This window comes from Exiguobacterium sp. s48, from assembly GCF_018617395.1.
Classification (GTDB): Bacteria; Bacillota; Bacilli; order Exiguobacteriales; family Exiguobacteriaceae; genus Exiguobacterium.
On the sequence record NZ_JACSKC010000001.1, the window covers coordinates 618,561 to 638,617 of the forward strand.

Sequence of the window (20,057 nt, forward strand, 5' to 3'; positions counted from 1 at the left end):
ATGTTCAATATTTCACAATATACTCTTTAAAATCTTTTATATAATAAAAGTAGATTCAAGAGAGGGGAATTTACTCATGGAAAAACTCGTTCGCTTTACAGATGGTGCATATGATGTAGAGGCGTTAATCACACTCGAAGAAGTGTGGGAAGATAAATTTGCGATTGGCATGCATCAGGAGCTGGCAGTCAAATCGTTGACGATAAATGGAAATGAAGTGTCAGAGATTAAACATGTCCGTGCGCTCCTTCGTTATTATCCGACACTCGGAGTATCCGGAATCTTATTGGCTTTAGACAAAGCAGCCGCTGAAATTGTCGCGTTGTCAAAAGATCAAGATCCAGCGCTCCAATACGTTGAGCTCGTGGCTATTCAAATGGACGAGGCAGCAACAAACGACTTGAAAACGTTATACGCAGCGATGTGATTTCAATTGGGTGAATCAATTCACCCAATTTTTTGTTGCATCTATTATTTAATATGGTATGATATTTACAGATGAAGAAATGGAACGCCATATCGTTGTCAACCATAAGCATGGGGATCTAGATAGCTAGATCGCTGTCAAAAAGCCACGTTCATAGGAACGTGGCTTTTTTTTGTGCAATCATATCGAATCCTGCCGCCACGTCTTGAGCGAGATGGGCATCCGAACCTAACGTGAAAGGGATGTGTAAGTCGTTTGCAACTTTTGCAAGTCCTGCTACGTATGGTTCACCACAATCTGGTTTTCTAAGTCCGGCGGTATTGAAATCAAGTCCGAACCCCCGGTCAGCAATCATCTGTAGTAAACGTCTTTCTTCCTCTTTTACTTCTGAACGACTCCACTCATAGTTTTTTTGATACTTAATCGGTAAGTCGACGTGTCCAATCCGAGCGACCTTAATCGTTTCCCATGGAAATTTGAGACTATGTTCAATCGACTCATAATATGCTCTCATCACGTTCTCGAATGAACCGAGCGCTCGAACCAGTTCATCAAACGTCTCAGCAGAATAATCGACCGGCATATATACACCATCTATTAATAAGAAGTGTTGTGACAAGATGACCTCATCGAGTAATGGGGCATACGGTTTCAACAGAGCAATCGACTCTTCTTCAAGATGCGGCAACAAGTCGACTTCTAATCCGATTTTAATATCGATCACCTCTTCATACTGCCTTTTCATCTGACGTAACGTTTCGAGATAATCAGGGAGTAAGTCGATCGACATCGCCGAGTCTTGATTCGGCACCGGATCGATAAACGATTGTGGGAACGGTGCGTGCTCCGTGAACGTCATCGTTTGCAGGTCTTTTTCGATTCCGACTTGAATATAATGTTCAATCGGGTCTTTTGTACCGTGTGGACAAAATGGGGTATGCACATGGCCATCATGGGTAAAGTTAATCATCTGTTACACGTCCTTTTCAGTTCAATTGGTTGACAGCTGTTCCTCTGTTTGATAAATTTAACACAATACTTTAGTTTGGTAAAGTGATAATAAGATAAAGGGTGATTATCATGATTTGGTCAAATTCAAAAGGTTCAATTCCAGAAGGATGGTATGAACTACAGTCAGGTGATGTCATTCGACCGAAGCGCTGGATGTTGTCATTTTTAGAGAAGGCAGAGTCGAGCGGTTATGCCGTCATCGACCCGCCGTTACTTGAATACTATTCCCACTATCAAAACTTGGCACTCTTTGACGAGTCGGCCTATTATCGTTTATTCGGGAATGATGGGGAACTCCTCGTCATGCGCCCTGACTATACACTGCAAATCGCAAGAAAGTTAGCAGACGGTCATGAACCGATGCGTGTCGCTTACGCGGGGGCCGTCTATCGTCGGACGGTCAAACATTCAGGGCAACCGCATGAACGGCAACAGCTCGGACTCGAGTGGGTCGATGGCGAAGAGAAGGACAGTCATCTGATTGAATCCTTTCTCGATATGACAGAAGGAGTCCTGCCTACTGAACGTTTGACGATCAAAATTGGGTCAGCGGCCGTCATCTCGCTCATCGCGAAAGAGACAGGTATTCAGGAACGGACATTCCGTAAAATCCTAGCACTTCGAAACTTAGAGTCATTGCGTGAATTAGCAGAGACGTATCGCTATCCATTGATTGCGAAGCTACCGTTTCTAATTGGGAATTCTGCACTCGAAGAATTACGGGCTGGGGCACCGGATTCTCTAAAAGATGCCATCGATGAAGTGGACGATGCAGTGCAACACTTACGTACCATCGGTTTAGAGGTATCATACGATTTCGGTCAAACGGGGGACTTTGATTACTATTCAGGTTTGACCGTGACTGGGAGTGTCGAAGGGAAGCGTGTCCTTTCAGGAGGACGATATGATTCACTCTATGGACATTTCGGACACTCGAGACGAGCATTCGGGATGTCACTCGATTTAGAACAGTTAGATGAGGTGATCAAATGAAAGTAGCGGTCGCGAAAGGTCGAATTGAAAAAGCAGCCCGTCAATTTTTTGTCGAACGTGACTTACCCGTATGGCCGGAGAAACGGGGCCGTGAGCTGACGGTACAAGCAGGAGATCATGAATTTATTTTCGTCAAAGGGGACGACGTCTATAAATATGTGATGCATGGAGCAGCAGATGTCGGCATTGTCGGTGGAGATATTTTACGAGAGAAAACACCCGGTGTGCTCGAAGTCGTCGACTTGCCGTTTGGGCGCTGTCGAATGGCCGTATGTGGTCCAAAAGTTCGACGCAACGGAACGAAAAAATTAAAAGTGGCGAGTAAATATCCGAACATCGCCATCTCACACTTTGCGTCAAAGCGACAAAACGTAGAAGTCATCGCATTGAACGGATCGGTCGAACTTGCTCCGTTAACGGGACTCGCGGATTGCATCGTCGATATCGTCGAGACAGGCGCGACGTTGGCTGCAAACGACTTGGAAGAATACGAGACGATTTTTTCAATCAATGCAAAATTCATTACGAGTGAGACAGCTTTAGCGGAACAGCCTGACGAATTGAAGGCGTGGATTCGAAAGCTGAGTCAGGAGGAAAACGCATGAGTACAGAAACGAATCGCTCAAGGCGCGAAGCTTGGGCGGAGGCCGTGAAACCAATCGTTGAATCGATTGAGGCCCGCGGAGACGAAGCGCTTCTAGAGTGGACGAAACAATTTGACGGGGTCGACCGAATCGAATCCATCGATTTGTCTCGCTTTATCCCCCCGACATCATATGCGGAATTAACAGAAGCATTGACGTTAGCAGCAGAACGGATTCGTGCGTTTCATGCTCGCCAAGTACGAGAAGACGACGTGTTCGAAGATACGATGTTTCGACTCGGGAGACGCTATATGCCACTCGATTCGGTCGGTGTTTACGTTCCCGGGGGTACAGCCGTCTATCCATCGAGCGTTCTCATGAACATCATTCCGGCAAAGGTGGCCGGTGTCAAACGTGTCGTAATGGTCACCCCACCAAAAGCAGATGGGATTGACATTTCCCTCTTGATCGCAGCAAAAATCGCAGGTGCCGATGAATGTTTTCTAATCGGAGGTGCCCAAGCCGTTGCCGCACTCGCATATGGGACAGAAACAATTCGTCCGGTCGATAAGATTGTCGGACCCGGAAATGCGTATGTCGCGACGGCGAAGGCGCTCGTCTCACATATCGTTGGGATCGACTCCGTCGCGGGACCGTCCGAAGTATTAATTATTGCCGATGACACGGCAAATCCGAAGTGGGTTGCCGCCGATCTACTCGCACAAGCAGAACATGATGTGGAAGCGACGGCAATCGCACTCGTCACGACAGAAGCGCTTCGTGATGAAGTCGACCAAGAACTTGAGCGTCAACTTTCGCTCTTACCACGACAAGAGATCGCCAGGGAATCATTGAAACGTGGCGGAGTAATCGTTCGATCACTAGAAGATGCTATCGATTATGCGAACACGATGGCTGCGGAGCACGTCCAGTTGGCCGTCAAAGATCCTGAAACGTTGATGCGTGCGATACGTCACGGCGGGTCGTTCTTCCTCGGTCACGAGGCGGCGGAAGCGTTCGGGGATTATATCGCTGGACCGAACCACGTCTTACCGACGAGCGGAACGGCACGATTCTCTAGTGGACTGTCGGTCGACGACTTTTATCGTCGTCAGACATTCCTTGAGATGACAGAGCTTGATGAGGCGATCACAAAGGCTGCGATTCGAATCGCCAAACAAGAACAATTAGAAGGACATGCCCGTGCGATGGCTGTTCGGATGGAGGACATATGAGACGAAATTATCAGAACATCCCGCGATATGTGCCTCACGCCGTATCAGGGTACGCGCTGAATCAAAATGAAAGTCAATATCCGTTACCAGAGCGGCTTGAACGAGCTATTCGAGACGTTTCACTCGAGGCGCTCAGCCGTTATCCGGTCGAAGAATTGCTTGCCTTAAAAGCGAGTTATGCGAATTATGCGGGAGTCGAGACGACGCAACTGATGGTCGGGAGTGGAAGCGACGAGCTGTTAGCCATCTTAAGTCAGGCCATTTTAGATACGGAAGACCGTGTGGTCGCACCGGCTCCAGACTTTTCGATGTATGGCATATACACACAGATTGCGAGAGGGCACTTCATGCAACCAGATAAGCTTGGATTGAGTTACGATGCCCTAACCGAACTCATTCAAACGAATGAGCCGAAGCTCGTTCTGATTTCGAATCCGAATAACCCGACCGGTAAGATGTGGACACTTGAAGAATTGTCGGACATTGCGACACGCGTCCCTTATCTCGTCGTAGATGAGGCGTATATCGATTTCACGATGGAGGACTCGTTTGTATCTCGCTTGAACGAACATCCGAACGTCATCATCTTACGAACATTATCAAAAGCGTTTGGTCTTGCGAACCTTCGAATTGGATTCATGATTGCGTCAGAAGAGATCATCGAACAAATCGACCGATTCCGTTCACCGTTCAATGTGAGTGGACTCAGTGCCGCAGTCGCCAACGTTGTATTGCGTGATGAGACATATATCCAAGAGTCGATTCAGTTCCACACGGCGCAACGTGAGAAATTAACCGAGTTGTTACGACCGATCGGTGAGATTTTACCGAGTCGTGCCAACTTTATCTATGTCAAAACCGATGACAGTGAAGGGTGGGCATCCCGCTTCCTAGAAAAAGGCGTCCATGTACGTGCGTTTCCGGATGGATTACGTGTCAGTGCAGGGACAGATGAGGCGTATGCCTATATCCGACAAACGATTGAAGAGGTGAATTCTGTTGAGAACAGCTGAACTAAAGCGTGAGACGAAAGAGACAAAAATTGAGATTCGAGTCAATCTAGATGGAACAGGAGAAAGCACCATCCAAACAGGAGTCGGTTTTTTTGACCACATGTTGACGTTACTTGCCTTTCACAGTCAGATGGACTTAGAGGTGAAAGTCGAAGGAGATACGTGGGTCGATGCTCATCACACAGTCGAAGACGTGGGGATTGCGCTCGGTCAACTCATCGCCAAGTCACTCGGGGACAAAGTCGGGATTCGCCGCTATGGGTCGAGTTACATGCCGATGGATGAAACGCTAGCACGAGCGGTCATTGATGTGTCAGGGCGTCCCTTCCTCGTCTATCAAGCGGATATTCGCAATCCGAAGCTTGGCGATTTTGATACCGAGCTCGCTGAGGAATTCTTCCGGGCCGTTGCCATGAATGGTCGACTCACACTGCACTTAGCTGTCCTGTATGGGTCGAACTCACACCACATGATTGAAGGGTTGTTCAAAGCGTTCGGACGAGCACTTGCTGAGGCGATCTCGAGTGATGGGACGAATCGCCTCCCTTCTACGAAAGGATGGATCGAAGGATGAAAGTAGCCGTCATCGATTATGGAATGGGAAACGTATTTAACGTCGAGCGTGCGTTACAAGCAATCGGTTGCTACGTCGTGATCACGAATGATGCTAGCAAAATTGAAGAGGCGGATGCCATTTTACTTCCTGGGGTCGGTGCCTTCCCGCAAGCGATGCAATCACTCGAACAGACGGGGCTCATCCCCTTATTGCAAAAGATGGCGACGGAGAAACCTTTTTTAGGAATCTGTCTTGGGATGCAGCTCTTGTTTGATTCGAGCACGGAAGGTATGCCGACAAAAGGTCTCGGGTTGATTCCGGGAACGGTCGAGCGGATGCGAGCGAAGCGTCTTCCACACGTGGGATGGAACTCGATCCTCCGTGATGAGGATGTCTATTTTGTACACTCATACCACGCTGTGACGGCCGACGATTACATCGTGGCGGCAGCTGATTATATGGGTGAGAAAGTTCCGGCAATCGTTCAAAAAGGGCTCGTGACGGGCATGCAGTTCCACCCGGAAAAGAGCGGGACGTTCGGTCTCAGTTTACTTCAAGAATGGAAGGAGGCGGTCGAACGTGAGATTACTACCCGCCATTGATTTGATTGGAGGCAAGATTGTCCGTTTGACGGAAGGTGATTTTTCCACGGAAGAACAATACGGGGATCCGTATGAATTATTAAAAGCGTGGCAAGGAAAAGTTCCGATGATTCACTTAATTGATTTAGAAGGGGCCAAGGCAGGTGAGCCGCGTCACTTAGACGTTGTCCGCTATGCGAAGTCTCTTGGATTTCTTGTTCAAACAGGAGGTGGGATTCGTTCTAAAGCCTCACTTGATGCGGTCATGGAAACGGGTGCGGACCGCGTCCTTTTAGGGACGAAGGCGTTTACGGATCCTGACTTTTTGGACAAGGCGATTGAAAAGTACGGGAAGCGAGTTGCTGTGGCACTCGATGCATATGACGGAAAGGTCGCCATCAATGGATGGCAGGAAGCGACAAAGCTCGATGACATCTCGGTCGCCCAAGATCTCGTCAAACGAGGCATTGAGACGATTCTGTATACCGATATCGGATCCGATGGGAAATTGAACGGACCGAATGTTTCTCGCATGAAGGCGCTGCGTCAAATCGTCAACGTCACACTGATTGCCTCAGGCGGTGTGACGACCGAAGAGGACGTGAAGGAACTAATGATGGCCAAGATTGATGAGGCCGTCGTCGGGAAAGCACTTCTGTCCGGTAAAGTGAGTATCGAAGAACTGATTGAGTGGGAGGCGCGTTATGCTTAAACGCAGAATTATTCCATGTCTCGATGTGAAGGATGGCCGTGTCGTCAAAGGGATTGAATTCGTTCAATTGAGAGACATCGGGGACCCGGTCGAAATCGCGAAATATTATGACGAGTCCGGAGCCGATGAACTTGTCTTTCTCGATATCACGGCAAGTACAGAGCGTCGCCAGACGATGCTCGATGTCGTCAGCGCTGTGGCACGAAAAGTATTCATCCCGCTGACAGTCGGTGGTGGGATTCGTTCACTCGAGGATATCTCCTCATTATTAAAAGCAGGAGCGGACAAAGTATCGTTGAATACGCTCGCTGTCGAATCACCAAGTCTCATCCGTGAAGCGGCCGATCGTTTCGGTTCTCAATGCATCGTCGTCGCAATCGACGTAAAGTTTGAAGATGGGGAGTACTATGTTTACACATATGGAGGTAAACAGAAGACAGACCTGTTAGCGGTCGAATGGGCGAAACAAGTGGCCGCGCTCGGGGCGGGTGAACTTCTTGTGACGTCCATGAACCAAGACGGAAAGCAAAGCGGATATGACCTTGCGATTTTAGAACAACTTCGCGAAGTCGTCGACATTCCGATTATCGCATCAGGTGGGGCAGGGAATGCCGAACACGTGGTCGAAGCGCTTGAAAAGGTCGACGCTGCGCTACTTGCCTCCATCTTACATGACCGAAAAACGACAGTAGAAGAGGTGAAGCACGTATGCACGAGTCACAACTTGCCGATGCGGTTCGTTTCGACGAAAATGGATTAATTCCCGCCATCATCGTCTCAGAAGAAGACGGGGCCGTCCTCATGCTCGGATATATGAATGATGAGGCCATCCGTCAAACGCTACGTGAACGGGTCGTGACGTTCTGGTCTCGTTCAAAAGGTAGGCTATGGATGAAAGGGGAGACGAGCGGCAACACACTTGACGTCGTCAGTATCCACGTCGACTGTGATCAGGATGCGCTTCTCGTTCGTGTCCATGCGAATGGTCCGACTTGTCATACCGGAAATCGAAGTTGTTTCTTTACGGAGGTGAACGTATGATTCATGAATTGGAGCAATTGATTCAATCCAGAAAAGATGAACCAAAAGAAGGTTCGTATACGACGTATTTGTTTGAACAAGGCGTCGAAAAAATCGCGAAGAAGTTCGGTGAAGAATCGTTCGAGGTCGTCATTGCTGCCATGACGGATGAAGACTTGGTCGAAGAATCAGCTGATCTTCTGTATCATCTACTCGTCTTATTGGCGGCTAAAGGTGTGCGCTTAGAGGATGTGGAAGCGTTACTCGCCAAACGTCACGGCACGACGACGCCGGCGAAGCCTCGTCGCGACGTAACGGAATGGTAAAGAAAAGAGGAAGGAGAACCGCTCCTTCCTCTTTTATATTATCGATTCACCGAAGCAGCCATGCGAATATATGTATGGCGTCGTCCACGAATGGCAATCGAAAGTGCCTGGATGTTCTCTGGTACGGCAATCCCGGACAGTCCGGCGTCACCGATATGGACGATATCTGCGCCGCCTCGTTTTGAAGAGAGTGCAATCTCCCGAACGGTCGCGACATCTGCGCCTTCTTGTGACGTTCCAATCGCCGCTAATGTGAGAGCGCCGAGCGCTTGCAGTTCTTGCACGAGTTCGTGGAACGATTCTTCACGGACACCAGGTACGGTGCCTGGAGCCGGCAGGAGAATGATGTCTGCACCAGCTTCGACGAAGCGGATATATGCGTCACGGTCCAACACATTGCCGACTCCGGCCTGGTGCATCTTTCCAGCAATGATGACCCCTGCGAATTCACGACGCGCTTGGATGATTGCTTGTTCGATGGCTTCATTCGTAACTCCGGTATTCGGATTGCCTGTCAGACAGACGAAATCAATCCCGAGCTCAGACGCTTTTTGGAACGCTTCCATTGAAGCGAGTCTACCTCGTTTCACGTCATTCATTTCAGACGACTTCTCTGAAAAATCGACAGGTTCCAAGTTGACTCCAATTGGCAATCCAATCAGTCGTTTTAGTTCCAGAATCGGATGGTCACTCATCTCATCACCTGGCATCTCGCCGAACAACGCATGACTTTCAAGTCCTTTAATGTAAGGGTGAAACACATCCAACATGTTCAATAAAATCAAGTCGGCGCCGAATGCTCGCGCGAGTTCCGCATTTGTCACTTCTGGGTAAAGTGGCTGAACCGTCGGGATGACCTCGGCCATGACCGTTCGTCCTTCCGCTTTTCGAATCGATTCGACTAGATCTTGGCGGTTAAACGTTAAAAAATCACTTGCCCGACATTCTAAAATCCGTTTCATCACATCTGCCTCCTTCTGCTCATCCTTGTCTCTATTCCCTAAACCTTCAAAAAATCCTCTATACTAACGAGTAAGGAGGGATAAAAATGACGGAAAAAGAGAAGATGATTCGTGGTGAACTCTATTTAGCGGGTGATGACACGCTCGTCGCAGACCGTAAGCGTGCCCGGCGATTGACTGAACGATTCAATCGATCTGGGATTGATGAGTTGGAAGAACGAAATGAGATTCTTAGTGAGTTACTCGGTTCGACGAAAGAGTCGTATTACATCGAACCGAACTTCAAATGTGATTACGGGTACAATATTCACTTGGGAGAACGATTCTATGCGAATTTTGATTGTGTCTTTTTAGACATCTGTCCTATCACGTTCGGGGATGACTGCATGCTTGCACCGGGCGTACATATTTACACGGCGACACACCCGATTGACCCAACTGAGCGCATCTCAGGATATGAGTTCGGGAAACCCGTGACCATCGGGGACCGAGTATGGATCGGTGGAGGGGCCATCATCAATCCGGGAGTGACGATTGGGGATGAGGCTGTCATTGCATCTGGTGCCGTCGTCACAAAAGATGTTCCACCACGGACGGTCGTTGGAGGAAATCCGGCACGTGTGATCAAGACGATTGACTGACAAAAACTCCTGAACATGAGGTTCAGGAGTTTTTTACGTGACTTGTATCCATGTATTGCTGAATAGCTGAATGTGCAAGATGAAGCGCCATCTCGTCCCCGATTGTCACCCGAATCCCCATCTGTTGTTTCGACGTGTGTACGTTGAAGTCAGTCAAGTGCGACCACAACTCTTCATGTTGCTCTAACTCGACATACAAGAAGTTCGTCGTGGCAGGGATGACATGACCGATGGTTTCGAAGGCTTGCGCCCACTTTTGCCGCATCTCGTCATGCCATTCAATTGTTTCTTGAAGATAAGTGGCATCTTTTAAGAAGATGTTGCAAATTTTTGCACTCACCCCGCTAATGTTAAACGGTGGGATGAATTGACGGAAATAGTGTGCGAGTTCTGTGTTTGTCACCATGAATCCGATTCGAACGTTTGCCAATCCAAACGCTTTTGACATCGTGCGAAGCACGATGAGATTCGGAAGGGTGGCAATGAACGGAATCGTGCTTGCATCTGGTGTGAAGTCCATATACGCCTCATCTACTACGATATATGGCACAAGTGAGGCGAGATGCGTCAACTCTTCTACGGTCCACAGCTTCCCAGTTGGATTGTTCGGATTCGAAAGGAGAAGAAGCTTCGGATGATGCGTCTCGATTGCCTCTAAAATCCCCTCATATGATAAATCATTGGCTTGAACATGTTGCCCGTGGGCAATGGTCGTGAAGATGGGATACATCGAAAAGTCAGGTGCCGGGGACAAGACGATGTCATGTGGTGTGAGCAATGCTTGCGTTACAACATGAATCATTTCATCACTCCCACAACCGACGAGTAATTGCTCAGGTGTGACGCCGGCGTATGTAGCGTATCGTTCGAACAATTCATTGATTGGTTCGACGGGATATTCGTGTAAGTCATGGTACGTCAACGAATCAAGCTGACTCTTGATTCGGTCAGGTAATGGGAACTGACTTTCATTTTGGTTTAACCGATGTCCCGTCGGATAAACGACGGGATAGATCGGAAGCTCGATTTGTCTCATTCAGTTGGCTCCATCGAGAACCATTTTTTCACCAATTCATCGATTTCACCTGACTCCATCATCTTGTTCAACTCTTCGTTGAACTGGTCTCGTAACTCATCATCTAATTTGAAGGCAGCAGCTGAGCCTTTTTCGCCATCCTCTTTCAAAGCGAATGTATAGAAGCTGTCATCTTGGTCTAAATATTTCTGTGCGACCGTGTCTTCGATGACCATCGCATCGATTCGACCTGTGTTCAACTCTTGAACGATTTCAGGGATTTTGTTCAACGATACGAGTTCAGCGTCAGGTGCTTGTTCTTTAGCGATATTTTCTTGAATCGAAGCCGTTTGGACACCGATTTTCTTACCAGACAAATCTTCGATCGCTTGAAGTGACTCGTCTTTTGTCATGATCAAGTTTGTCGCGGAAAGATAGATGTCTGAGAAGTCCGCATTCTCTTTACGCTCTTCTGTTGGCGTCATCCCGGCCATGACGAAGTCGACACGCCCGCTATTCAAGGCCCCAAGTAAGCTACCGAAGTCCATATCTTCAATCTTCAATTCGTAACCGAGACGTTCTGTAATCGTCTCCGCGATTTCAATATCAAATCCGACAATCGCATCCCCGTTTGCCGTATCGACAAATTCATATGGGAAGTAATCGGCGCTCGTCCCCATGACGATCGTTTTTTGTTCTGTCGCTTCACCTTCTGTTTCTTGACTACATGCACCGAGTAAAGCCGCGCTCAACATAAGTGTACCTGCTAATAACCATTTTTTCATATGTGTATAATGCCTCCCTGTTGTAGATGAGACTAAGTGTAAATGTATGATTATTAATTGTAAAGCATAAATATACAAAATTATTAAAAAAAGAAACACTTTCAAGATGAAAGCGTTCTCTTCTTAGTTTTTCAAAAGATACGACATAATTCGCTCAATCGGAATTTCTCGATTGTCCATCGTATAAATTTGTAAGTAAGGATGGTTAGTAGGCCGTTTGCAGTGTTCATTCATCTTAGACCAATTCTCATACGAAACTTGATCAATTTGACTCGGTCGTCTGACACGGTTTCGAAGTCGTGCGTTAATTTCTTCGTATTCTTCATGACGACACTCGATATAACGATAAGTCGCTCCGTACTTGGTGGAAATCGCTATCCCTTTATCGAGCATTTCGTCATAGAGACAAGGACTGTCGAGAATGACGTTTTGTCCAAGTGATAGGTGATACTCGACGAGGGACCAATCGACATCATAAGCCATCTTCCCGATTTCTCCATCTGAGAAGTTGCCAATAGGAAGCGTATGGAGTAAGGCGGTCTTTGAAACATCATGATCGATGACGACCGCATGTACGTGTTGGATGATTCGTTTAGCTAATGTAGATTTTCCTGATCCAGGTGTTCCAGACATTTGAAGAAAAAACAGATGATCACCTCCCAACTAAATAGAAATCAATCTAAATCTTGATATTCCATGGTGTTCTTTGTTAATGCTTTATAGTAAATATTCGTTGATTCAAATCCCTCACTAGATTTTGTATAGTACGGTATTGATCCCGCTAAAATGTACTCGAGTGAAAGGTACAGGTGATTAGAAGAGTCTCCTTTCCTTGTATCGAGAATGATTACTTCTTTTCCTAAGTTTCTGACGACATTTTCGGCAGAGAGCATAAGTGCTCGTCCGATTCCTAATCGTCGAAAATCTGGATGTACCATTAATTTTGCAATTTCAACACGATGAACGCCGTTCGGTTTCATACACATATGTAATTGGATAGTGCCGACGATCATTTCATCTTGTACAGCGATTAATAATTGAATCTCGGGTTGAATGACGTTAGACCAATAAGTCATTGCATCTTCAAGCGTCATATCTGGAAGAAACCCTATTGAAGCTCCACCTTCAACGACATGAATCAATAAATGGCTCATTTCCTCAAGATAGTCTTCGATACAATCGACTTGAATAACCTGATATCGCTGATTAAAGGTTTGGTCCGATGTTAGCATTTGCATACCATGATGACGTTCCCGTCAAGATCTTTGAAATTGAGCCAATGTTCGTGCTCAATGGGTGTAATGACATTAATATCGCTTTGAATCATATAAGAATAAGCTTGATGAATATCGTGCGTATTTAAGTGAAACAGTGGTGTCTGGATGATGTTATCTTTTGAGTAGATTTTGCTATCTAAAACGAGGTTGGTACCCTCTAATGGAATGACATATAAATGGTCGAATAAGATCTCTCTTTTTGTTGAAAGATCGAATAAATCACAATACCAGTCACGCGCTTTTTGAATATCACTTACCGGAATAAAGATGGTGCCGATTTTGTGAAGGATAGGGTTCATAGGAATTCCTGCCTTTTCATTTGATTAATGAAGTTTGCAACATCTTTCCGAGATTTTAAGACGATGATCTGTTTCTCGTGAGAATATTGTTTGATTCGTTTGACCATCTCTGGCTTTTGAATGTCAGGAAAATTCCAAACCCATTTCAGGAATGCGAAATCGAGTTTTTCCTCACAGGATGCGCCCATATCCGGTCGTGTCGTACCACGATATCGGACGACTCGCTTGAGGACACGATATATACAGACGATGCGTGGAAGGTCGATCAAAATGACGGTATCTGCTGCCTGTAAACGTAAATCAAGCGTGTTCCCGAAGTTTCCATCGATGATCCATTGATCTTTCTTCACAAGCTGTTGTTGGATGTCAATTCGTTCTTCACTTGGTGCCATCACCCATCCCGGTCGCCACATGAGGGCGTCCAAATGATAGACATCGAGATGTAATCGTTCACCGAGTTGACGGGCGAGTGTGGATTTCCCCGCACCACCAGAACCGATGATTATGATTCGTTTCATACAGTCACTTCTTTCATAGATGGACTCGATAAGATTAACTTTGCCCGTGCATCAATGTTTTCTGGTAGATTTTGTAGTGAAAAATATTTTAAATCTATCCCTTCATCATCGTTTAAACATAACGTGCCCGTCACTGTGTCAGTGATGAATAAATGGGTAACATTATGCACTTGATCGCCATTTGGATATTCAAAGAAAAAATCAGGTCCAGAGAAAACTGAGATTAGAGTTAAGTGGTTGGAAGAGAGACCCGTTTCTTCATACAATTCTCGTTGTGCGGTTTGTTCGATGGTTTCTCCAGGTTCCATCGCCCCGCCAGGAAGTCCCCATTCCTTTGTATCTTTCCTTAGTTGTAATAAAAATTCTTGATTATCATTTTGTACAGCTATTGCAGCGCCGATCATAATGAAAGGACGGTGACCGATGAGTTCTCGCATCGAATGTATATAATTTTTCAACTTATTCATCCTCCAATACAATCCATTTCTTCAATTGACCGTCCTCTTCATAAATGACCCGCACATCCATCTGTCCGATGACGAGACGTTGTTCCGAACTGAACACGACGATCGGATAGTTCGTGGACACCGGCTTGTCCGTCTCAAAGATTGGGCTATGCGCCTGCATCGCGTAATAGCCGTCCGATCTCGTGTTGGCTGCGCCTGCATCAATCTGTGTCACATGGTCAAATCCTCTCAGTCTGAGCACATAACTATAAGACGTTCTCGCTCCCTGTTCGAGACGCCATTCTTCGATGATGGCTGATTTGTCGTCCATCGTTCGTTCTTCTAGCACTTTTTGTGCCGTATACTCTTTTTCGTAAGGAATCATCTCTTGGATGCTGACGACGGTCATCGTCGCAAGCTTGAGTGATTCCTCGGAAGGCGGGGTAATCAGTATACCAATAAAGATGAGAATTGGAATCAATAAATAGACCATGACACGACTACGCATTTTCATCACCTTACCTTTTCAGATATAAACTATTTCTGCATAAGAGAATCAGTTCCCTTCAAAAGATCGTTGGAATCTCAAAAACCGATTCATTTCTTCAAGTTTTTGAATGAGCAGGTATGATATAAAGAGGAGGGATGTACATGAAAATCGGGATCATAGGTGGAGGCGTTGCGGGTTTGACGGCAGCTGCGCTCGCGCAACAAAAAGGGCATGATGTGATTGTATTAGAAGCATCGCGTGAATGGGGTGGGTGTGCCGGTAAATTTCAACGGGGTGACTATTTGTTCCCGGCAGGCGCGACACTCGGAATGGGATTTGAAAAAGGTGGAGTCCATCAGCGTGTCCTTCAGAAATTGGGCGAATCGGTCGAGGTGACGTTACTTGACGAGGTGATGGACATTCAATTACCTGACGTCACCGTCACTTACTATCGCGACCGAATGCGCCTGCTTGAGGAGCTCAGTCGCGTGTTCTCAGAGCATTATGAGTCAATCCATGCGTTTTACCGAGAAGTGTGGGGAGATTTTGAGAGGATTCGTCCGCTGTTTCAGCAGTTACCTGCACTTCCACTTCGGACGACATCAGACATAGTTTACGCGCTGAAAGGTTTTCGACCGAATCAAATCACAGCGCTCCTGAAACTCCAGCGGCCACTCGGTGACACGTTAGCTCGTCACGGACTAAACGGTACGATGTTCGAGCGATTTATCGATGGCGTCCTGCTCGACAGTTTGCAGACCGGTGCGAAAGAAGCGAGTCATTTACTCGGTGCAGTGGCACTGTCGGTCTATCACGAAGGAGCGTTCTATGTTGAAGGTGGACTGTATCAATTGGCTCATGCGTTAGAGCGCGCCGTCCGAACGTTTGGTGGCGAAACGAAATTAGGGAGAGACGTCCAATCCATCGAACAGGTAACGGATGGATGGCTCATCACCGATCGAAGAGGACGACTTGAACTAGTCGATGTCGTTGTTTCCGCCATCCCGATTGAGCGGACGAGCGAATTTCTGAGAGGACAAGAACAACGACGCTTCAAACGACAATATCGCAGACAATTGAAGCAGTCGCAATGGGGCACGTTCAGCCTTTACCTCGTCTTGCCTGAGGATGTGTGTCAACAGCAACCACTATTTCAACAAATCTATCACGAGCGATTACCGAGTGGGCATGCGTTCATTTCGATGTCCGCGCCAGGTGACGTGTTACGGACAGAACGACCGGAACGGACCATCACGGTATCCACACATATCGATTTATCAGAATGGCAACATTGGAAAGATCGGGCGGCATATGAGAAACTAGAACAAGATTGGACCAATCGTCTCGTCGACGTCGTCGCGACTGCATTTCCCGATTGGGACCGCGAGTCGTCACTACTTCTGCCTGGTGGACCCGGGGCATGGGTGAAGTATACGAAGCGTCCACACGGAGCAGTTGGAGGATATGCCCAGACGCCAAGCCAGGCACTCTTTCGTGCGGCAAGTTATCGTACCGACTTGCCGAACTTCTATGTGTGCGGGGATACGGTATTTCCGGGAGCAGGGACGATTGGCGCGATGACGAGCGGATTACATGTCGCCCGGGCACTCGGGGTGACGATTGATTAGGGGGATATTGATGAAGATAAAAGCGTTTGATGAACTGACAACGATGGAATTGTATCGCTTACTGGCATTACGGACTGAGATATTTGTGGTCGAACAGAACTGTCCGTACCAAGAGGTGGATGGAAAGGACGTAGCAGCCATCCATTATTGGATGGAAGAAGATGGAGAGATCGTCTCTGCGCTTCGCGTGTTAACGGAAGCATCTCCGGTCGCCATCGGACGTGTCGTCACGAAAGCGACGCATCGAGGGAAAGGGTATTCCCGCCTCTTGATGGATGCGGCAATCAAGGACTTCGGTCATGAGACATTATATCTGCAAGCGCAGACGTATGTGGAACCTTTTTATGCCTCGTTTGGCTTCAAACGGACGAGTGATGTGTATCAAGAAGACAGCATTCCGCACGTCGATATGTTACGAGAATCCTCGAATCCCGCTAGTACCGTTTCCGAATCGTTCATGTTAGAATGAGAAAGAACATTCACGTGCCATTGAGCACGATTACATTATAGACATAAAGGGGTTTACAATGGTGACCGATCAACAAGTAATTGCAAAAGCAAGAGAATTGGCAGACGTATTAGCACAAACACCAGAAGTGGCGCGTTTCAAAGAAGCGGAAGCGAAAGTGAACGGAAGTGACCGCGTACAGACGTTGATTAAACGAATCAAGTTCTTACAAAAAGAAGCCGTCAACTGTAAGCACTACGGCAAGACGGAAGCACTTGCGAAAGTCGAGCAAAAGATTGATAAAGCGATGGAAGAACTTGACTCGATTCCGGTCGTTCAAGCGTTCCAAGAAACACAAGTCGAAGTGAACGATTTACTTCAATACGTGACGGTCACGCTCGCGAACTCCGTGACGGACCGTATCATCGAATCGACGGACGGCGACGTCCTTGCAGGGAAGACAGGGAGCGGCATGGCGGCTGAACAAGCACGCGGCGGCTGCGGATACTAAAACGACACAGCTGGCCGATGGTCAGCTGTTGTACTTTCTAGAGGTGAATCAACATGCAAGAAGTCCATCAAACACCAATGATGAAACAATATTTCTCCATCAAGGCAGACTATCCGGACGCCTTTTTATTCTATCGACTCGGTGATTTTTACGAGTTGTTTTTTGAAGATGCACAAATTGTCGCAAAGGAGTTAGAGCTCACGCTCACTTCTAAAAACGGGAAACAGGCCGAGCATCCAATCCCGATGTGTGGCGTTCCGCATCATTCCGCGGCAATCTATATCGAGCAACTGATCGAAAAAGGATTCAATGTCGCCATCTGTGAACAGACGGAAGACCCGAAGGCGACGAAAGGACTCGTGAAGCGAGAAGTCATCCAAGTGATCACGCCGGGTACATACATGGCGTCACTCAGTGAAAAAGAGAACCGTTATCTCGTCGCCATCTCCGACGTCGCAGGACGATTCGGAATTGCTCGCGGTGACGTCACGACGGGGGAATCATGGTTGACGACGCTCTCGTCAGAAGAGGCCGTCTTACGTGAAATCGAAGGATTGCTCCCGAACGAGGTCATCGTCGAAGACGAACGACTCGCTGACTTGTTACGACAGACCGGCATTCCTCTCTCGATTCAAGTGGACAAGCGGGAGAGTCCGCTCGCACAAGGTGCGAAAGACGAGGCACAACGCTCGGCATTTGAATTGCTGTTTGCCTATCTCACGAAAACACAGAAACGTTCGCTCGATCACTTGCAACCAGCTGTCGCCTATGAGGTTGAACAGCATATGCAACTCGATGCCAATACGGCCCGAAATCTTGAACTGTTCCGTTCGGCTCGTTCGGGAGAACGGAAAGGGTCACTCCTTTCACTCCTTGATGAGACGACGACGGCGATGGGCGGTCGTTTATTGAAGCGTTGGCTCGAACAGCCACTCTATACAGAGCAAGGCATCAAAGAGCGACAGGACGCCGTCGAGAACTTAGTGGACGACTTCATGTTGCGCGATCAACTACAAGAAGAGCTGAAGCGAGTCTACGATATCGAACGCCTTGTCGCAAAAGTCGGGTACGGGACGGCGAATGCGCGAGACCTTGTCCAATTACGCGACACACTCGAGCGGATGCCAGCCGTCCGGTCACTCTTACAAACGGTGAAAGCCGATCGCTTGCTGCAAATCGAACAGAATCTTGACTCGTTCGAGACGTTGAGTGGACAGCTACGGGCTGCCCTCGTCGATTCACCCCCGATCTCGACGAAAGAAGGTGGGATGATTCGTCACGGGTATTCGGATGAGCTCGACGAACTGCTAGAAGCGAAAGCGCACGGGAAATCGTGGATTGCCAACCTCGAGCAACAGGAACGCATCGCGACCGGCATCAAGTCGTTAAAGGTCGGGTATAACCGCGTATTCGGTTACTACTTGGAAGTGACGAAAGCGAATGCGAAGTTACTTGAAGAAGGACGTTATGAGCGGAAGCAGACGTTGACGAATGCGGAACGATACATCACGCCAGAACTGAAAGAGAAGGAAGCCCTGATCTTAGGTGCGGAAGAGAAGAGCTGTACGCTCGAATATGACTTGTTTGTCGCGCTCCGCGAAGAAGTGAAGACGTACACGAAGGACCTTCAACAATTGGCCCGTTCACTCAGTGAGTTGGATGTGCTCCTCGCCCTTGCCGTCGTGGCGGAGAAGCGGGAATACGTACGCCCAGTTACGACATCTCACGTCCAAATTGAACGTGGACGTCACCCTGTCATTGAGACGGTCTTGCCGCGAGGCGAATATGTCGCCAATGACTTGACGCTTGACGACACACGTCAAATGTTACTCATCACCGGACCGAACATGTCCGGTAAATCGACGTATATGCGTCAATTTGCCTTAATTGCAATCCTTCATCAGATCGGTTCATTCGTCCCGGCAGAAGCGGCGGAACTCCCGCTCTTTGACCGCATCTTCACACGGATCGGTGCAGCGGACGATTTGGTGAGCGGACAGTCGACGTTCATGGTCGAGATGACCGAGACGCGCCAAGCCGTCACCGAGGCAACGAACCATAGTCTGATTCTATTGGATGAGATTGGTCGGGGGACGTCAACGTATGACGGAATGGCGCTCGCACAGGCAATTGTCGAATATATCGCCTCAACAATCGGAGCGAAGACACTCTTCTCGACGCACTATCATGAACTGACAGTGCTCGAAGATTCGATTCCGACACTTGAGAATGTTCATGTCCGGGCGATTGAACGGGATGGACGAGTCGTCTTCCTCCATGAGGTACATCCAGGACGTGCCGACAAGTCGTATGGGATTCACGTGGCGGAATTGGCTGAACTTCCGGATTCATTGATTGACCGGGCTCGGACGATCCTGTCAGAACTCGAATCCGAAGCAACGAAACCGAGTTTGAACGAGCAACCTTCTCCACCAGTGGAAGAAGTCAGCCAGTTGTCATTGTTCGAGTCGAATGACGTCGTACGGGAGCAACTGCTCAAACTCGATTTGTTGGCAATGAATCCAATCGAAGCGATGCAGGCGCTCTATGAACTGCAACAGACCGCAAAGAAAGGGTGA

The 20,057-nt window shown here is 47.8% G+C and carries 24 protein-coding genes and 1 pseudogene; 15 read left to right on the top strand and 10 right to left on the bottom strand.

Annotated features, from left to right (window positions below; all coding sequences use genetic code 11):
- Positions 1–76: 76 nt before the first annotated feature.
- On the top strand, positions 77–427 hold the full coding sequence (locus tag KNO66_RS03175; protein ID WP_214740354.1) for a hypothetical protein: 351 nt from the start codon (positions 77–79) through the stop codon (positions 425–427).
- Between the two features lie 151 nt (positions 428–578).
- Here KNO66_RS03175 and hisJ read toward each other — a convergent pair whose 3' ends face one another.
- Positions 579–1,397, bottom strand: coding sequence for a histidinol-phosphatase HisJ (gene hisJ / locus KNO66_RS03180; protein WP_214740356.1), 819 nt, complete (start codon positions 1,395–1,397; stop codon positions 579–581).
- A 110-nt stretch (positions 1,398–1,507) separates the two neighbouring features.
- Here hisJ and KNO66_RS03185 point away from each other — a divergent pair, with 110 nt between their 5' ends.
- The 9 genes and pseudogenes from KNO66_RS03185 to hisIE all read left to right on the top strand — a co-directional run bounded on the left by KNO66_RS03185 (position 1,508) and on the right by hisIE (position 8,458).
- Complete coding sequence (locus KNO66_RS03185) at positions 1,508–2,431, top strand: ATP phosphoribosyltransferase regulatory subunit (RefSeq protein ID WP_214740358.1); 924 nt, start codon at positions 1,508–1,510, stop codon at positions 2,429–2,431.
- Complete coding sequence (gene hisG, locus KNO66_RS03190) at positions 2,428–3,036, top strand: ATP phosphoribosyltransferase (RefSeq protein ID WP_214734168.1); 609 nt, start codon at positions 2,428–2,430, stop codon at positions 3,034–3,036. The genes KNO66_RS03185 and hisG overlap by 4 nt, the downstream gene beginning before the upstream one ends.
- Positions 3,033–4,250, top strand: a complete 1,218-nt coding sequence (gene hisD, locus KNO66_RS03195; protein WP_214740360.1) for a histidinol dehydrogenase — start codon at positions 3,033–3,035, stop codon at positions 4,248–4,250. The genes hisG and hisD overlap by 4 nt, the downstream gene beginning before the upstream one ends.
- Positions 4,247–5,263, top strand: a complete 1,017-nt coding sequence (locus tag KNO66_RS03200; RefSeq protein ID WP_214740363.1) for a pyridoxal phosphate-dependent aminotransferase — start codon at positions 4,247–4,249, stop codon at positions 5,261–5,263. Before hisD ends, KNO66_RS03200 begins: the two co-directional genes overlap by 4 nt.
- Complete coding sequence (gene hisB / locus KNO66_RS03205) at positions 5,250–5,837, top strand: imidazoleglycerol-phosphate dehydratase HisB (RefSeq protein WP_214740365.1); 588 nt, start codon at positions 5,250–5,252, stop codon at positions 5,835–5,837. The genes KNO66_RS03200 and hisB overlap by 14 nt, the downstream gene beginning before the upstream one ends.
- Positions 5,834–6,421 (top strand): imidazole glycerol phosphate synthase subunit HisH, encoded by a 588-nt coding sequence (hisH, locus tag KNO66_RS03210; protein WP_214742365.1) that lies wholly within the window; start codon positions 5,834–5,836, stop codon positions 6,419–6,421. The genes hisB and hisH overlap by 4 nt, the downstream gene beginning before the upstream one ends.
- On the top strand, positions 6,399–7,112 hold the full coding sequence (gene hisA / locus KNO66_RS03215) for a 1-(5-phosphoribosyl)-5-[(5-phosphoribosylamino)methylideneamino]imidazole-4-carboxamide isomerase (RefSeq protein ID WP_214740367.1): 714 nt from the start codon (positions 6,399–6,401) through the stop codon (positions 7,110–7,112). The genes hisH and hisA overlap by 23 nt, the downstream gene beginning before the upstream one ends.
- The gene (hisF, locus tag KNO66_RS03220; RefSeq protein ID WP_214740369.1) at positions 7,105–7,872 is read left to right on the top strand and encodes an imidazole glycerol phosphate synthase subunit HisF; all 768 of its coding nucleotides are present in this window, start codon (positions 7,105–7,107) and stop codon (positions 7,870–7,872) included. The genes hisA and hisF overlap by 8 nt, the downstream gene beginning before the upstream one ends.
- Positions 7,821–8,458 (top strand): annotated as a pseudogene (hisIE, locus tag KNO66_RS14845) (bifunctional phosphoribosyl-AMP cyclohydrolase/phosphoribosyl-ATP diphosphatase HisIE). The gene hisF and the pseudogene hisIE overlap by 52 nt, the downstream one beginning before the upstream one ends.
- A gap of 38 nt (positions 8,459–8,496) precedes the next feature.
- Here the strand turns inward: hisIE and KNO66_RS03235 are convergent.
- The gene (locus KNO66_RS03235; RefSeq protein WP_214740373.1) at positions 8,497–9,420 is read right to left on the bottom strand and encodes a DUF7916 family protein; all 924 of its coding nucleotides are present in this window, start codon (positions 9,418–9,420) and stop codon (positions 8,497–8,499) included.
- Between the two features lie 86 nt (positions 9,421–9,506).
- Here KNO66_RS03235 and KNO66_RS03240 point away from each other — a divergent pair, with 86 nt between their 5' ends.
- On the top strand, positions 9,507–10,061 hold the full coding sequence (locus KNO66_RS03240; protein ID WP_214740375.1) for a maltose acetyltransferase domain-containing protein: 555 nt from the start codon (positions 9,507–9,509) through the stop codon (positions 10,059–10,061).
- Positions 10,062–10,083: 22 nt separating this feature from the next.
- Here the strand turns inward: KNO66_RS03240 and KNO66_RS03245 are convergent, their stop codons facing one another.
- The 8 genes from KNO66_RS03245 to KNO66_RS03280 all read right to left on the bottom strand — a co-directional run bounded on the left by KNO66_RS03245 (position 10,084) and on the right by KNO66_RS03280 (position 14,915).
- Entirely contained in the window at positions 10,084–11,097 is a 1,014-nt protein-coding gene (locus tag KNO66_RS03245; RefSeq protein ID WP_214740377.1) for a pyridoxal phosphate-dependent aminotransferase, read from the bottom strand.
- Positions 11,094–11,861 (bottom strand): transporter substrate-binding domain-containing protein, encoded by a 768-nt coding sequence (locus tag KNO66_RS03250; RefSeq protein ID WP_214740379.1) that lies wholly within the window; start codon positions 11,859–11,861, stop codon positions 11,094–11,096. The genes KNO66_RS03245 and KNO66_RS03250 overlap by 4 nt, the downstream gene beginning before the upstream one ends.
- A gap of 123 nt (positions 11,862–11,984) precedes the next feature.
- The gene (locus KNO66_RS03255; protein WP_214740381.1) at positions 11,985–12,494 is read right to left on the bottom strand and encodes a P-loop nucleotide/nucleoside kinase family protein; all 510 of its coding nucleotides are present in this window, start codon (positions 12,492–12,494) and stop codon (positions 11,985–11,987) included.
- Between the two features lie 41 nt (positions 12,495–12,535).
- The gene (locus tag KNO66_RS03260; RefSeq protein ID WP_214740383.1) at positions 12,536–13,099 is read right to left on the bottom strand and encodes a GNAT family N-acetyltransferase; all 564 of its coding nucleotides are present in this window, start codon (positions 13,097–13,099) and stop codon (positions 12,536–12,538) included.
- Complete coding sequence (locus KNO66_RS03265; protein WP_214740385.1) at positions 13,087–13,437, bottom strand: VOC family protein; 351 nt, start codon at positions 13,435–13,437, stop codon at positions 13,087–13,089. Before KNO66_RS03265 ends, KNO66_RS03260 begins: the two co-directional genes overlap by 13 nt.
- Positions 13,434–13,955 (bottom strand): DNA topology modulation protein, encoded by a 522-nt coding sequence (locus tag KNO66_RS03270; protein WP_214740387.1) that lies wholly within the window; start codon positions 13,953–13,955, stop codon positions 13,434–13,436. The genes KNO66_RS03265 and KNO66_RS03270 overlap by 4 nt, the downstream gene beginning before the upstream one ends.
- A complete protein-coding gene (locus tag KNO66_RS03275; protein ID WP_251128047.1) occupies positions 13,952–14,392 on the bottom strand; it encodes an NUDIX hydrolase in 441 nt (146 codons plus the stop codon). Before KNO66_RS03275 ends, KNO66_RS03270 begins: the two co-directional genes overlap by 4 nt.
- A gap of 22 nt (positions 14,393–14,414) precedes the next feature.
- Positions 14,415–14,915: a hypothetical protein gene (locus KNO66_RS03280; protein WP_214740391.1), complete on the bottom strand. Its 501-nt coding sequence runs from the start codon at positions 14,913–14,915 to the stop codon at positions 14,415–14,417.
- 137 nt (positions 14,916–15,052) lie between these two features.
- Between KNO66_RS03280 and KNO66_RS03285 the strand changes: the two genes are divergently transcribed.
- Genes KNO66_RS03285 through mutS form a run of 4 tightly spaced genes read left to right on the top strand, consistent with a single transcriptional unit; the run spans position 15,053 to position 20,057 of the window.
- On the top strand, positions 15,053–16,519 hold the full coding sequence (locus tag KNO66_RS03285; RefSeq protein ID WP_214740393.1) for a phytoene desaturase family protein: 1,467 nt from the start codon (positions 15,053–15,055) through the stop codon (positions 16,517–16,519).
- Positions 16,520–16,529: 10 nt separating this feature from the next.
- Entirely contained in the window at positions 16,530–16,988 is a 459-nt protein-coding gene (locus KNO66_RS03290; RefSeq protein ID WP_214740395.1) for a GNAT family N-acetyltransferase, read from the top strand.
- 58 nt (positions 16,989–17,046) lie between these two features.
- Positions 17,047–17,478 carry a YlbF/YmcA family competence regulator gene (locus KNO66_RS03295; protein WP_012726155.1) on the top strand — a complete coding sequence of 144 codons (432 nt, stop codon included), beginning with the start codon at positions 17,047–17,049 and terminating at the stop codon, positions 17,476–17,478.
- A gap of 53 nt (positions 17,479–17,531) precedes the next feature.
- Positions 17,532–20,057: a DNA mismatch repair protein MutS gene (gene mutS / locus KNO66_RS03300; RefSeq protein WP_214740397.1), complete on the top strand. Its 2,526-nt coding sequence runs from the start codon at positions 17,532–17,534 to the stop codon at positions 20,055–20,057.